Source organism: Domibacillus enclensis (assembly GCF_900156125.1).
GTDB lineage: Bacteria > Bacillota > Bacilli > Bacillales > Domibacillaceae > Domibacillus > Domibacillus enclensis.
This window is the reverse complement of the sequence record NZ_FTLX01000006.1, coordinates 115,882-130,400: the sequence shown is the minus strand read 5'-3', so window position 1 is coordinate 130,400 and position 14,519 is coordinate 115,882. Positions and strand designations below refer to the sequence as shown.

The 14,519-nt window shown below is 48.9% G+C and carries 11 protein-coding genes and 1 pseudogene; 3 read left to right on the top strand and 9 right to left on the bottom strand.

All coding sequences use genetic code 11. From position 1 onward, the window contains the following. Positions 1-19: 19 nt before the first annotated feature. The 6 genes from BW952_RS13180 to BW952_RS13155 form a co-directional block, all read right to left on the bottom strand. Positions 20-913, bottom strand: a complete 894-nt coding sequence (locus BW952_RS13180; RefSeq protein WP_045852310.1) for an ABC transporter permease — start codon at positions 911-913, stop codon at positions 20-22. Between the two features lie 156 nt (positions 914-1,069). Further along, a complete protein-coding gene (locus BW952_RS13175) occupies positions 1,070-2,590 on the bottom strand; it encodes an extracellular solute-binding protein (protein ID WP_052698546.1) in 1,521 nt (506 codons plus the stop codon). Positions 2,591-2,788: 198 nt separating this feature from the next. Next, entirely contained in the window at positions 2,789-3,976 is a 1,188-nt protein-coding gene (locus tag BW952_RS13170; RefSeq protein WP_045852299.1) for an oligogalacturonate lyase family protein, read from the bottom strand. Positions 3,977-4,017: 41 nt separating this feature from the next. Then, positions 4,018-5,841 carry a rhamnogalacturonan lyase gene (locus BW952_RS13165; RefSeq protein ID WP_045852300.1) on the bottom strand — a complete coding sequence of 608 codons (1,824 nt, stop codon included), beginning with the start codon at positions 5,839-5,841 and terminating at the stop codon, positions 4,018-4,020. Positions 5,842-6,031: 190 nt separating this feature from the next. Next, positions 6,032-7,231 carry an MFS transporter gene (locus BW952_RS13160; protein ID WP_045852301.1) on the bottom strand — a complete coding sequence of 400 codons (1,200 nt, stop codon included), beginning with the start codon at positions 7,229-7,231 and terminating at the stop codon, positions 6,032-6,034. A 188-nt stretch (positions 7,232-7,419) separates the two neighbouring features. Further along, on the bottom strand, positions 7,420-8,379 hold the full coding sequence (locus tag BW952_RS13155) for a 2-hydroxyacid dehydrogenase (protein ID WP_045852302.1): 960 nt from the start codon (positions 8,377-8,379) through the stop codon (positions 7,420-7,422). A 216-nt stretch (positions 8,380-8,595) separates the two neighbouring features. Here BW952_RS13155 and BW952_RS13150 point away from each other — a divergent pair, with 216 nt between their 5' ends. After that, a complete protein-coding gene (locus BW952_RS13150; protein ID WP_139325447.1) occupies positions 8,596-9,954 on the top strand; it encodes a hypothetical protein in 1,359 nt (452 codons plus the stop codon). 123 nt (positions 9,955-10,077) lie between these two features. Then, the gene (locus BW952_RS13145; protein WP_045852312.1) at positions 10,078-10,581 is read left to right on the top strand and encodes a shikimate kinase; all 504 of its coding nucleotides are present in this window, start codon (positions 10,078-10,080) and stop codon (positions 10,579-10,581) included. A gap of 23 nt (positions 10,582-10,604) precedes the next feature. On the opposite strand, the pseudogene BW952_RS13140 reads toward BW952_RS13145, so the two are convergent. Further along, positions 10,605-11,186, bottom strand: a pseudogene (locus BW952_RS13140) (ATP-binding cassette domain-containing protein); the annotation flags it as partial. A 62-nt stretch (positions 11,187-11,248) separates the two neighbouring features. Continuing rightward, a complete protein-coding gene (locus BW952_RS13135; RefSeq protein ID WP_045852304.1) occupies positions 11,249-12,298 on the bottom strand; it encodes a lactonase family protein in 1,050 nt (349 codons plus the stop codon). 370 nt (positions 12,299-12,668) lie between these two features. Between BW952_RS13135 and BW952_RS19830 the strand changes: the two genes are divergently transcribed. Next, a complete protein-coding gene (locus BW952_RS19830; protein ID WP_276206297.1) occupies positions 12,669-12,794 on the top strand; it encodes a hypothetical protein in 126 nt (41 codons plus the stop codon). A gap of 293 nt (positions 12,795-13,087) precedes the next feature. Here BW952_RS19830 and BW952_RS13130 read toward each other — a convergent pair whose 3' ends face one another. Continuing rightward, positions 13,088-14,479, bottom strand: coding sequence for an L-cystine transporter (locus BW952_RS13130; RefSeq protein ID WP_045851168.1), 1,392 nt, complete (start codon positions 14,477-14,479; stop codon positions 13,088-13,090). Positions 14,480-14,519: the final 40 nt, after the last annotated feature.

Below are 14,519 nucleotides of genomic sequence, written 5' to 3'. Positions count from 1 at the left end.
GCGCACACCTCCTGTTTCATTAAAAAATTCCATCCTGACCCATTTTCTTCGCCAGCTTATTTGCACCAAGCACAAGAATAATGCCGACAACGGACTTAAACAAGCCGACCGCCGTGCTGTAGCTGAAGGCACCCTGGGTAATCCCGACAAAGTACACATACGTATCAAACACGTCCGCTACATCGCGGTTAAGCGAGTTCGTCATCAAAAAGATTTGCTGAAATCCGGTGTCTAAAAAATTCCCGAGCCGCAAGATCAGCAAAACGATGATCGTGCTTCTGACAGCCGGCAATGTCACGTGCCAAAGCCGTCTGAACCGGCCGGCCCCGTCTACAATTGCCGCTTCATACTGCTCCTGGTCAACAGTCGCAAGTGCCGCCAGGAAAATCACCGTGCCCCAGCCGGTTTCTTTCCAAATGATCTGCCCCATAATTAACGGCCGGAACCAGTCGGGAGAAGACAAGAAGTTGATTTCTTTCCCATAAAAATGGCCCACAATTTCATTTGCTACACCGCCGCTCGTTGTGAAAAAGATGTAGGTGATGCTTGCGATGATCACCCAGGACATAAAATGCGGTACGTAAATAAGTGTTTGAACCGTCCGCTTGTACAAATTAATGCGCAGCTCATTTAACAAAAGCGCCAAAATAATCGGAGCTGGAAAGAAAAACACTAAATCGAGCACAGCCAGAATAAATGTATTCCGCAGCAGCCGGGTGAAATCGGGATTTTGAAAAAAGTCCCGAAAATGCTCAAAGCCGACCCACTCGCTTCCGAAAACGCCTTTAAACGGGGAATAATCTTGAAAGGCGATGACAATGCCCCACATCGGCGCATATTTGAAAACGAGAAAATAAAGCAAGCCGGGCAATAGCAAAAGATACAGCCATTTGTCCCGCTTCAAACGCTGCATAAACTGTTTTCTCGATGCTGCTCCCGATTTAACGGGCGGTGCATCAACAGCCAGCTCCGTTTGAGAGGAGCTTGATTTAAAAATCGCCATGGAATCCCTCCTTTTCTTCTATTCAATCAAGCAGGCTGCCAACGCACAGCCTGCCTTCTGCAAGTATTATGACTGCGCTTCCTTGTGAAGCTTGTTGATTTCCTCGATATACTCATTTCCGCCCGACGACTTCCATAGCTCAATCGCGTCTTTAAAGCCGGCTTCATCGATCTGGCCGACGATGAATTTAATGCGGGCATCATTGATAATGTTATCGAGCTGCTGTCCTTTTTGAGCGTACCCTTCAGACAGCAGGGCTTCTGCCGGGTTTGGCACAACGATTTCTTCGTTATCAAGCTTCACTTGCTCTTCTTTTTCAATCAGCGGTGTCAGCTCTTCCTGATAAAAGCGGTTTTCCGGGATACCCGTTTGGAACTGATTTAAATCCGTGAATTCATTGGCAACCGGATCATTCAGTTCAACGAGCGGCTTGTACACATCGCCCTCAAGCTCGTAGTGAACACCTTCTACACCGTTATACGCCAGCGCCTGTGCTTCCTGCTCGCTCAGCTTGTCGATAAAATCAAGCACTTCCTTCAGCTCTTCTTCTGTTTCAACACTGGATTTCGGAATAGCCAGCATACCGGAATAGCCGGAGGTCGGCAGATTAAACAGCCCTTCAGGCCCTTCTACAGCGCCGAATACGTCAATCGGCTCTTTTAAGTCTGGATTCGCTTGCAGCATCGCTTCCTCTGCACGGTGGGCACGGTCCAGCACGTCAACAATGACACCCGCCTGGCTGTTCAGCAGCGGATCGCCCCACTTTTGTGGGTCCATGACTGCGAAGTCTTCATTAATGAGGCCTTCATCAAAAAGTTTTTTAAAGAATTTTTGCGCTTCAAAGTATTCATCTGTCACAAAGTCCGGCTGCAGGTTCCCATTGGCATCTTCTCCCCATTTATTCGGCGCGCCGAACCATGTCTGCATGACATCAAACGGGCCTGTATATTTGGAAATCACCATGCCATACGTGTCATCCGCACCGTTTCCATCCGGATCGTTTTCTTTAAATGCTTTTAGCACATTGTAAAAGTCATCAATCGTTTTCGGCGTTTCCATTCCCACATTTGCAAGCCAGTCTTTCCGAATGGTCACACCATTTCTTCCAAGCGGGCGTGCCCGGTACACACCGTATATTTTTCCGTCAATCGAGCTGTTTTGCAGCGTAATCTCATTCGCCTGGCTCAAGTTCGGGTAATCCTTTAAGTAAGGTCCGAGCTCCCAAAACGCATCGTCTCGGACAGCGCTTACAAAACTGGGCAGCTTAGTTGGAATCATCATAATTTCCGGAAGATTGCCTGAAGCAAGTGTAATATTTAATTTATCTGCATAGGCACTGTCAAGCACCCAGTTCATTGTAATGTCCTTGCCCGTAAACTCTTCTAGTTCCTTCAAGGCTGGACTGTCTTCTGCCGGCGGCTCCGTCGTATAAGCCGTTGTCATAATCGTTAATGAATCGACTGATCCGCCATCTTCTCCTGAAGCGCCGCCTTCTTCATTTCCACATGCCGCTAAAGACGCCGCCAGCATCGCGGAAAGAACCGGGAAAGCCACTTTGTTTTTGGACCATTTTTTCGATTGAGTCATTTTTTATACCCCCTGTTTTTTTTGTGTTCAGACCATCATCCAGCCCATTTTTACGGTGTGGTGATGTGCTGGCTTTACTGTACGATGAGAAAAATTTTCCGGCAATTATCATTTTTTGTAGCGCTTACAAACCTTTCGCATCAACGATTACCGCTGTTTTTTCACTTTCTTGCCGCGTCCTTCCTTTTTTGCAGAAGCTCATCTTTCAGCTTGCTCGACGAGCGGCAGAGAAGAGAAATCCGGCACCTCCGCAACATACACCTGCCCGTAGCCACTCATGTCGCTGGTGAACAGTACATGCGACCTGTCCGGGCTAAACCGCGGGTGAACGTGAACGTGCTGCGTCTGAAAGCTTCCCCGGTGACGGCACAAGCGGCGCGGTCCATTCATGCGGTCCTGTTCCTTTTTCCAAATAAAAATGTAGTCTTGATCTGTGCCGCCCGGGTATGCACTGGACTGCTGCCCGTCGCCGATAATCAGCTCAGCATCATTGGAATGGATATGCATATTTTGATATGGAAACGCGTATTCCTCTGCTCCTGCATTATCAAATTGAATAGAGCCGATAAACTTTCCATCAGCCCGCTCGATCGATTCAGTAAAGCCGTGATACCCGATCCGGACTCCGTCTGCATGCCAGTATTCATGTCCGGCATATTGCTTGCCGTCCCCTGCCCGCACCTTCCACACTTCACCGGTTTCCCGGTTCAGTGCCCATATGCGGTGATCCACCTTTTCCCACGGACCTTCATGGCAGAACGTCAGGATGTGATTTTGCGTGGGCGATGTGTTTACATGGCCGATCCACCTTTGTTCCTCATGAAGAACCTTTGCTCTTTTTGTGTCGATATCCAGTGCCCAAATTTGGCTGTGCGGACGAGATTCTTCGATTTCTTCAAAGCCGCCGTAGCCCTGTCCGAGATTGGCTGCTATTCGGTCGCTCACATCTTCGCTTAATGCAAAGCAGATGGTCCGGCCGTCTGCTGTAACGGATAAGTTGCTGAAGCCGTATCCATCCGGCAGTGTGAACAGCGAGTGTTCTTCGTACGTATCGAGGTTCAGCGCGATGATGCTTTGATCCAGTGTAAAATACGCCTCATGCTGCTGCGGGTTGATATAAGTCCCTTGAATACCCTTAGCAGCAGACGGGCTCAAATCCGTCAGCTGTGTGAGCTCGCCTGATTCCATATGAAGGCTGTATAAATTCAATGCATTTTCACGCTCAGATCCAATTAAAAGCCTCCTTCCATCGTCATAAAAGCCGTCGTTTGTAAAATATAAATGAAAGTGATGGCTCAAGTAGCTGGTCAGCTGGGTGATCGAAACACCGGTGACGGCATCCTTGAATATCCGCTTTTCACTTGGCCACGTTTTGCCTTTTGTCATTGCCTGTCCCTGCTTTCTCGTTAAAGTTGAATCCCAACGAATCACTTCTTCGCGGCTTCTTTTCCTGCATAATACATCGCCGGTACAGGCGGCTTTTCCATGTTGTGTCCGAGAAAAAAGCCCGGATGCGGCGGCTGGTTGTAAGCCACGTTCTGCCAGGCGACCGACAGACGATAAACCGGATCATGCATTAATGTGTAAATGCGGTGGTCTGTCACATCCGTCGTTGTATAGATGCGAAGATGGCTGCTGTCATCGGAGCGCCAGATCACTTCCTCCCGCCAGTCGCCGAGCAAGTCCGCCTGTAGGCACGGATTCCCCTTCGTCCCATTGTTTGATCGGGTGCCGTCAGCCGTTAACAAGTTGACAAGCCGGCCCTGTTCATAATCCCATTTATCAATTTTCCCAACACCAATGCCTGTTTCCGGATCGTATTCATGATCCAGCAGTTCACGCAGCAGGTCGCCATCCCACCATACGGCAAAATTAAACGAAGCCGGGCTTTGTTCACTGATTTTTTCGCCGGTGCTGCTGTATAATCCCCCATCCCCATCGCGCCAATGTGTGGATGACCACAGCTCTGCACCTTCATAGCGAGGATCAATGTCGGCTGCCATGCCGCGCCCTACATCCTCGAACGATGGAATACTCCAAAGCAGCTCTCCCGTTTTGGCATCGTGAATTTCCGTTCCATGCTCAGACGGCGTTTCATGTACTTGAAACACTTCAAGCCCTTTCCGTGATGGGATCAAGCTGCTGACATGCATGGCATCCCCATGCCCAAGCCCTGTTGTGTAAAGACCCGTACCATCATGGTCAATGACGCAGGAGCCGTATATGATTTCGTCACAGCCGTCCCCATCCACGTCAGCCACGCTCACGCTATGGTTGCCCTGTCCGCTGTAACCTTCATTTCCTGGGGTTAAGCTGTCAAACACCCATTTCTTCACAAGCTCCTTGCCGTTCCAGTCGTAGGCAGCGAGCACGGCTCTCGTATAGTAGCCCCGGCACATGACGATACTCGGCGTTTCACCGTTTACATATGCCACACAAGCTAAAAAGCGGTCCACGCGGTTTCCTTCGTCATCTCCCCAGTCTAATCCGTTCCCGCGCGGCGGTTCATACTCAACCGTTTTAAGCGCCCTGCCTGTCATGCCATCGAACACCGTTAAGAACTCCGGCCCTTCTAAAATAAAGCCCGTTTCATTCCGGTAATCCGCCTCTGCCCGGCCAATTACCGTGCCGTCTCCATCCACCGTGCCGTCTGCCGTTTTACAAACGATCTCCGCTTTGCCGTCGCCATCAAAGTCATACACTAAAAACTGTGTATAGTGAGCGCCTGCCCGTATATTCCGGCCTAAATCAATTCGCCACAAATGTGTGCCATCCAGCTTGTACGCATCTAACAGTGTGTTTCCCGTAAAGCCTTCATGAGCATTATCCTTGGAATTGGTCGGGTCCCATTTTAAAATGATTTCAAACTCGCCGTCGCCGTCCACATCGCCTACACTGGCATCATTGGCACAATATTCATAGGTGACTTGATCAGGTGTTATCCCGCCAGCCGGTTTTTGCAGCGGAATAGATAAATAGGGATCATTCCACACACTCGCCGTTTCACCCGGTTCCTCTATGCCCTTCCGAACCGCCCTTATCTCATACTGGGAATCCTGCGTCCCTTCAGAGTCCAGGTAATTCGTGCTCGTTAAAATATTGGCTGCAATGCGCCGCCCGTCACGGTAAAGAGAAAACGATGTGTCCTCTTCTTCATCTCCGAACAGCCGCCAGCCGAGATACACGCCTTTGTTCACCTTCACCGCGATCAAGCCTCTATTCAGCTTTTCAGTCTGCCTTGCTTTTCCCATTACTCCGCCTCCTTTTTGTATACGCTTACAATAAAGCGGTTTTACTTTCCCATCAATAACACTCTTTTGACAGGCGTACAAAAGCCGGTCTTGCACATTCTTGAAAAGTAGCACTATTTTGATGAAAGCGAGCCGAATTTAATGTTCAACACAAACAGACCGGCAAATGATATGTACCGGTCTGTTCCTATTATCTATCTGTTCCTCTTGAAAGTTTCTTTGCGTTCACCAGGACATTCATCCCAGCCAGAAATGGCAACAGCGCCACAAGCCCGATGGCCCACGTCATATTCAAAGCATCGGCAAAAAAACCGGCAAACAGCGCACCAAATGCGTAGCCACTGTCTCGCCAAAAGCGGTATACCCCCATAGAGGAAGCTCTCCAGTCGACCCGTACGACGTCGCTAAGTGCCGCCTGCAGCACCGGATACACCATCGCGGTTCCCGTGCCGAGCAGCACAACACCTGCAATCCACAGCTCGTATTCATGAACGGCAATGATCAAAAATAAAGCCGCAGACTGTGTCCACATGCCGCCTACAATAAGCCATTTCCGCCCGATTTTATCACTTAACGTACCTGTGAACAATTGAAACAAGCCCCATGCCGCCGGGTAAAGAGCGATCAAAATTCCGATGCGCTCCATGCTTAACCCGGCTGCTGCAAAATAAAGCGGAAACAGCCCCCATGCCATGCCGTCCTTTAAATTTGTCGCTAGGCCAGCCATGCTCAAGCTCGACAGGTACTTGCTTTGATAGGTTGTTTCTTTAAAAACCGACCAAAGCGATCGTGAAGCTTTGACCGGATGACGCTCACCCGATTCTTTAACAAACAAAGAAAGAATCAGTCCCGTCACCGCGATGGCGATGCCGAGATAAAACGGCTCCGGCCGCACCGAATAGCTCGAAGCAAGATAGCCGGAAGCCGCTGCCGTGATGGCTAATCCGGAATAGCCGGCGAATTCGTTTAAACCGACCGCCGTTCCCCGTTCATTCGGACTGGCCAAATCAATTTTCATATTTACCGTCATGGACCAGGCAAGCCCTTGATTAATCCCGAGCAGGACGTTGGCGCCAACAATCATCCACCACGCATCTGCGGCAATAACAAGAATAGGAACGGCAAGACCAAACAGCCAGCCGGTCACAAGCAGCCGTTTACGGCCAAACCGGTCTGATAATCCGCCTGCCAGCAGGTTCACGATCGCTTTCGAGAAGCCAAAGCTGATAATAAACGAAAGAGCGGCACTGGCTGATGCAAGCCCGAAATCCTCCTCTGCCATAATCGGCAAAATCGTTCGCTCAAGACCCACCATCGAACCAACAAATACGTTTGTGATTACAAGCAAAAGAAACATCGGCATATGCTGCCGGATACTCGTTGATTTCATTTAAAATACCCCCACAGGTTTATAATAAATGAAATCCATTTGCTTTTCCAGTTTGACTGATAAAATAAAAGAAGTGGCTGATAAACACGCCGATTTGACCGGAAAAGGCTTTTTATCGGTCAGATGCTGACGGTTACCGGCCACTTCCGCCACTATCTGCACCAGAATTGTGTATTAACCTTATATAATTAATAAATGGATGTTTTCAATGGCTGTCCGGTTACTCCGGCTACAACGTTTTCCGCTGCCAGCATGGCCATTTTCTTGCGCGTTTCTTCCGTGGCAGACCCAATATGCGGCAGCGTGACAACGTTCGGCAGCGCAAGCAGCGGGTTGTCCGCCGAAACAGGCTCCTGCTCAAATACATCGAGTCCTGCACCTAAAATCTGTCCCGCTTGCAGCGCACGGATCAGCGCCTGCTCGTCCACGACCGCTCCGCGCGAGGCGTTAATGAAAATAGCCGTTTCCTTCATCCCGGCAAACTCTGCATCGCCGATCATGCCTTTTGTCTGCGGCGTGAGCGGCGTCATCACACAAACGAAATCCGACTGGCGCAGCAGCTCCTCCATCGTGCAGTAAACTGCGTCATATGTATGCTCGGCCTGCTCGTTGCGCGACCGGTTGTGATACAAGATGTTCATATCAAAGCCGAAGCGCGCCCGTTTGGCCAGCGTCGAACCGATGCCGCCCATCCCGATGATGCCGAGCGTTTTATGGTGCACATCGACGCCAAATTGATGATCACGAAACCCTTGTGCCGACCATTCGCCGCTTTTCACAAACTGATCCAGCTCCGGGACGCGGCGTGCCGCGGAAAGAATCAACGCCATGATTGTATCTGCAACAGTGTCATCAAGGACGCCCGGTGTGTTGCTTGCTTGAATGCCCCGCTCCTTTAAAAGAGGAATATCAAGGTTATCATAGCCGACTGACTTGTTTGAGACAATTTTCAAGTTCGGTGCCTGCTCCAATAGCTCTTCATCTACGCGCAGTCCCGATCCGATGATGCCATCAGCTGTTTTGAGCGCTTTCAAAAAGTCTGGCATTTTTTCCTTATAACCCGGGAAATAGTCGACATGGCAGGACTGATTGATATAGTCCAGCGCCTCCGGATACAGTGAATTGTACACAACAACGGTTGGTTTCATTCTGTTCATCCTCTCCTATTACTCGCTTCACAGCACCTGTTCAAAACGAGTAGAACGGCTGCTGCCTGCTTCCATCGTATCATGAAATGAAGAAACCGTTCCCTTCTATCTCTATTTTTTACATTTATGAAAAGTCTTTAGACACTCGAAATATACACTGGACGATTTGAGTAAACTTTGCTACGTTTAAGTAAAATGGGTTCGGTCGGGAAAGTGGTGAAAAACATTTTAATTTTATACCCTTCTTTAATTATCATCTTTATTTTGTCGGTTTTCATTGATTTTCTTTGGCTTGATTATTTGGTTGGTATCCTTGCATTTGCGAGCCTTTTAACAGCCGCGCGATATGCGAAAGGCCTTTATTTTTATTCTGGACTTCTGTTTTCTTTTATTGGCACAGGATTGTTTTTGGTCCAAAAGCTGCCCTGGCATACCTATTTTCTTCAGTTTGATTCTATGCTGGGCGTGATGTCTTTGTTTGTGGTGCTCCCGTTCTTAAACACGATTATTCGAGTCGGCCATTATGATACGAACTTAAATGCACTGCTTCGTCACGACATACATACACTCGATAAGCTATACCGGCGAAGCTTTCTTGTTTCACATATGCTCGGCTTGTTTTTGAATATCGCCACGATTCCTCTTGTGAAAAATTCACTTCAGCAATCGCTGAAAAAACTGCCAAAGGAAACAGCCCATTCCTTTTTAGCAGGAAGCGTCCTGCGGGGTTATGCTTTATGCCTGGCATGGAGTCCGCTAGAGGTGATGGTGATCGCTGCACTCGACATGACAGGCAAAGCGTATTATGAAGTGGTTGTGCCGATGATCATGATCGTTGTGCTGTTTGCCGCCATCGATTACACCATTTCATTTTTCAAATACCGGACGTACGGCCTGCACATTGCGGATTCCCTTCAATCTGCGTCGAATGTGCGGAGAAAAATGATAGAAATGGCTGGTATGCTGCTTATTTTCATTTTTTTAACGTCCGTTTTCCAGCACGTTTTTCAGAAGGGCTATTTGCTTTCGGTTGTACTGGCGATCCTGCCTATATCCTGTTTATGGGCACTATTCATTAAAAAGCCGAAGCGATACGTCCGCGTCGCGTTTCCGGCCTGGAAGGAACGCACATCAGCGTTGTCTAACTACTTTTTTATGTTTTTAAGTGCGGGCCTTTTTGTCAACATGCTGTCGGCTTCAGGTGCTCTTTCCATTGTGCAGGACGGATTTCAGCTTGTATCCGGCCAGCCGTTTCTTTTGTACTTGATGATCGGCTTGTTTTTCTTTGCGACGTCACTGACTGGCTTCCATCCCCTCGTCTCCATCACACTGCTGGGGGAGCTATTGCGGCCGATTTTGCCCGAAGTGTCGTCCGTTCCTTTGACAATCGTGTTGATCGTCTGCAGCCTGGCAACAGTTATGTACAGTCCTTTTAATTTGTCCGTGTCCATTTTATCTGAGCTTATAAGAGTCAATCCGTTTCACATTGTCCGGTGGAATGTACGGTACGCGCTGCTTTACATGCTGTCGAGCATTATCATTGCCTACTCCATTCATATTTTTTTAACATTCTAAAAAATATTTACTGCCTGATAGCAGTGTACTATACTAAAAAGATAATTCATTGAGAGAGTAGTGTTTACGTTGAGCGAGAAAAGGATAGCTGAAAACGAAAAAACCATTGTTCTGATTGGCTTTATGGGCGTTGGCAAAACGACGGTCGGCGAACTCCTGGCCCAGAAGCTGAACCGGACCTTTATCGATGTCGACCAGGAAATTGAAAAAGACTTCGGCATGAGTATTCCGGATATCTTCACCAAACATGGAGAACCCTTCTTCCGTGAGCTTGAACAGGCGAAGACGTGTGAGCTGGCCCAGGAGCCGTTGCGGGTGCTGTCACTTGGCGGTGGCGCTTTTTTAAACGAGTCGATTCAAAAAACGTGCCTTGCCCATGGCATCGTCATCCACCTGGATATCGACTGGGCGGAATGGACGGAACGAATGGAGCTGCTCATTGACGACCGGCCACTGCTGCAAAGCAAAGACCTGTCCGATGTGCAGGAACTATTTTACAAGCGGCAAAGTGCGTATGCGGTAAACCATGCCAGACTGTTGATCAACAAGCGGACCCCAGAAGAAGTAGCCGACGCTTTGATTGATTCGCTGAAACAAATATGGGCTTCTTCAGAATTACGCAAATAAAAAACTGCCTCGGGGGCAGTTTTTTATTTTGACACGGAGACAAGCGGTTTGGCTCTTCTAATGGACCGGTCTGCTGGATGATCGGAAAGGGTGGAAGCCAGCATTTTCTCCACAGCAGGGTGCCTGGAAGCGAGAAACGAATCCTTTGATGAAAAGGTGTCAACGAGCTCGCCCTTTTCCAGCACTCCAAGCGTGTCTGAAAGAAAGCAGGCGGCTTTAACGTCGTGGGTAATAAACAAGTACGACACACCTAAGTCTTTTTTTAAATCACTGAGCAGCTCCAGAATGACTGTTTTGGTGACCATATCGAGACTGCTCACGGATTCATCAAGAACGATTAATTTTGGCTTGATTGAAATGGCTCTGGCAATGCTGATGCGCTGCAGCTGCCCCCCACTGAATTCGTGAGGATATTTCTTCAAATCCGGCTCCGCTAGCCCCACTCGTTCAAGCAGATCAATCACAATGCGCCGCCGTTCTGTGTCTTTCGCTGGTTCGAAATTGTCGAGCGGCTCAGCGATAATGTCCTCTGCTGTCATCCGTGGATTGACGGCGGAATACGAATCTTGAAAAACCGTTTGAATGTTTCTTCCCATTTCGCGCCGTTCTTTTTTCCTGCCAAAAAATCCCGCTCACGTTCAAGCGGGATGAATGCAGACGCTATTGATTACTTGCCTTTTAAAAATGCGACACAAACACCTTCAGGAATCGTCACCTCTGAATGAGCGGGCGCTAAACGGCCTGTTTCCGGGGATCGCTTGAACAGAACGACATTGTGTGTTTTTTCATGGGCCACAATAATGAACTTTTCTGATGGGTCCAGATCAAAATCACGCGGCCAGTCACCCTTTGTTGAAACGATCTCAACCAGGCTCAGGTCGCGGCCGTCTTCTGCTGCTTCGAACACGGCAATGCTGTTGTGTCCGCGGTTGCCGGCATAAACGAAGCGGCCGTCCGATGAAATGCGAATGGCGCTTCCCTGGCTGTTTTCGGTGAAATCAGCTGGGATCGTTTTAATAGAAGACAGCTGTTCGAATGTCCCATCCTGATCATTAAAAGCGAGCACAAGTACTTCATTGCTTAATTCGGTCATTACATAAGCAACAGGCTTTGTTGGATGAAACACGAGATGACGCGGACCTGCACCCGGCTCTGTGTTGAACACCGCTTTTTTCAGTAAATCTTCTCCTGCCACTTCGTATGTAACGATTTCGTCTGTGCCAAGATCCACGGCGATCACGAAGCGCTCATCGTTTGTCGCCCCAAAAAAGTGCGTATGCGCTTTTTCCTGCCGATCCGGGTTGGGTCCTGTTCCTTCATGTGTCGCCACATCAAGCAAGTCGCCCAATTTCCCTGTTTCAGCATCGATGCTGTACATTTCGGCTGTACCGGTATGATACTGAGCTGAAAACGCGCGCGTTCCATTTTTATTCAGCGTCACGTGGCACGGTACACCCTCGCTGTCGAGCACGTCATTCAACTTTTTCAACTGTCCGTTTTCGATCGCAAATGCTGCGAGTCCGCCGCCTTTTCCGCCTTTTTCAACTGCATATAAAAACGTTTCATTTTCATTAATCGTCACATAAGTTGAGTTGTTTACTTCCGCTGCAACGGCCGCATTGAAAAGTTCGGCTTTGTCTGTATCCAGCTCGAACGTATGAATCCCTTTTCCGTCCTGCTTTGTATAGGTTCCTACAAATCCTTTATAGATCGTCATGAAAGTGCCTCCGTTTCATATATCGTTCACCTTTTCCATTATATACGACGAGATGAAGATACGCCATGAATCGGGAAGAATCCTTTATTTGATTTTACTAAAATTTCTGTTTTTTTAAGGTAAAGAGTCTGGTACATAACAATGATGGTGCCAGTGAATTCGAACAATCCAGTACTTGAAAGCCTTAATTCTTCTTTTTTTCTGGAAAAGCACAAGCAGGGGCTCCGGGATGCCGGCTTCGCTTTCCTACTGGGCGAACGCTGAACCAGCCCAAAAACCGTGGCTGTTTCACCCTGTCCGCTCGTCCAGTGGGAGTCTTCGCCGTCCTCCCTCCGCCCGTTGTCGTTCTAATGAACCAAGGAGGAGAAAAGTGCTTGAAAAGAGCTTGTTTTCAGCGGTTAACGAGCAGCTGTATGAGCAGAAGCCTCTCTCTTTTTTTCATGAAGTGGAAGGGCAGAATAGCTTGTTTTTTCCCGTTCATGACGCTCTTGTTTGAGTTTTACCAGCTGCTTTTCCTCCCCACTAAGGGCGGCTGGCGCAGGACGAAGACTCGGGAGGGATCAGCGGGGCAGGTGAGATCCACTTTTGGAGCGTAGCGACAAAAGTTAGCTCACCGCCCGCCCCTCCGAACGCGAAGTCCTGCAGAAGCCGCCCCGACTGTGTTCGCGCAAGCGCGGTCGCTAAAGGGCTCATCACCTTAAAGATCAAAAAAGAAAGCCGAACGCATGCGATATTTTCGCACGATCATTCGGCTTTCTCTATTCAAAACCTTTTGTCTCAAGCTCTTCATTAAACATCTGCAGCTTGCTTTGATAAATCCTCGTTGAACATGTCTTTGTCCAGCTCTCCTGTTACACGTGCGGTTGTGACACCTGCTGTAATGGAGCCATTGACATTCAAGGCGGTCCGGCCCATATCAATAAGCGGCTCCACCGAGATTAACACACCGGCAAGGGCAACGGGCAGGTTCATCGCTGACAACACTAGAATAGCTGCGAATGTCGCGCCGCCACCCACTCCGGCTACACCGAAGGAGCTGATGACAACAACCGCAATAAGCGTCAGAATAAAGCCGGGATCGAGCGGGTTGATGCCGGCAGACGGGGCAATCATGACCGCAAGCATCGCCGGATAAATGCCGGCGCAGCCGTTTTGTCCGATGGAAAGACCGAATGACCCTGCAAAGTTTGCGATGCCTTCCGGTACACCGAGACGCGTCGTTTGAGTGTTCAGTGTCAACGGCAGCGTGCCGGCACTTGAACGGGATGAAAATGCGAAGCTAAGCGTTTCGCCCACTTTTTTCACGTACGTTACCGGGCTCAGGCCTGATAAAGTAATCATGATCAAATGAATCACGAACATAACGGCAAGTGCTACATACGACGCGAGAACGAACTTGCCAAGATTGTAGATGGCGCCGAAGTCAGACAGCGCAACTGTACGGGCCATAATCGCCAAAATCCCATAAGGTGTAAGACGGAGAACAATTTTCACGACATTCATGATGAGTGAATAAACCGCATCAATGCCTTTTTTCAAAATGGCTGCATGCTCCGGCTCTTTGCGGACGACGGTTAGATAGGCAAAGCCTAAAAAGGCCGCAAAGATGACAACCGCAATGGTTGACGTAGGACGTGCCCCGGTAAAGTCAAGAAACGGATTTTGCGGCAGCAGGTCGACAATCTGCGATGGCAGCGGCTTTTCTGCCACTTCCGTCGACTGTTCTGCAATCGATGCCCCGCGTTCTGTTTCCGCTGAGCCCTGGACAATTTGCGTCGCATCCAGATTAAAGCCGATTGCTGATGCAATGCCGACAGACGCGGCCACGGCCGTTGTACCGAGCAGAATACCTAAAATAAGCGTCGCCATTTTAGCGAAGTTTTTGCCGATCGTAATTTTCGTAAACGCCCCTAAAATCGAAATAAATACAAGCGGCATCACGATCATTTGCAGTAAGCGCACATAGCCGGTGCCGATTAAATCAAACCAGGCCGTTGAACTTGCCAGCACCTCGGATTCTGTTCCGTATGCGACATGCAAAATAAGCCCGTACACAATCCCAAGGCCGAGACCTGTAAATACCCGCTTTGAAAACGAAACATGGCGGCGCTGCATAAAAAACAACACGCCCACCAAAATAAGCAGACCAATGACATTTAAAAGAATAAAACCTGCTTCCATCCTGCACCCTCCTTAAAAAATAATAAGTACACGTACTTTA

Bases quoted from the DNA above. Each gene is read 5' to 3' on its own strand.
- BW952_RS13170 (WP_045852299.1), bottom strand. From the start codon at position 3,976: ATGACAAAAGGCAAAACGTGGCCAAGTGAAAAGCGGATATTCAAGGAT.
- BW952_RS13175 (WP_052698546.1), bottom strand. From the start codon at position 2,590: ATGACTCAATCGAAAAAATGGTCCAAAAACAAAGTGGCTTTCCCGGTT.
- BW952_RS13135 (WP_045852304.1), bottom strand. From the start codon at position 12,298: ATGACGATCTATAAAGGATTTGTAGGAACCTATACAAAGCAGGACGGA.
- BW952_RS13165 (WP_045852300.1), bottom strand. From the start codon at position 5,841: ATGGGAAAAGCAAGGCAGACTGAAAAGCTGAATAGAGGCTTGATCGCG.
- BW952_RS13160 (WP_045852301.1), bottom strand. From the start codon at position 7,231: ATGAAATCAACGAGTATCCGGCAGCATATGCCGATGTTTCTTTTGCTT.
- BW952_RS13145 (WP_045852312.1), top strand. From the start codon at position 10,078: ATGGGCGTTGGCAAAACGACGGTCGGCGAACTCCTGGCCCAGAAGCTG.
- BW952_RS13180 (WP_045852310.1), bottom strand. From the start codon at position 913: ATGCAGCGTTTGAAGCGGGACAAATGGCTGTATCTTTTGCTATTGCCC.
- BW952_RS13155 (WP_045852302.1), bottom strand. From the start codon at position 8,379: ATGAAACCAACCGTTGTTGTGTACAATTCACTGTATCCGGAGGCGCTG.
- BW952_RS13130 (WP_045851168.1), bottom strand. From the start codon at position 14,479: ATGGAAGCAGGTTTTATTCTTTTAAATGTCATTGGTCTGCTTATTTTG.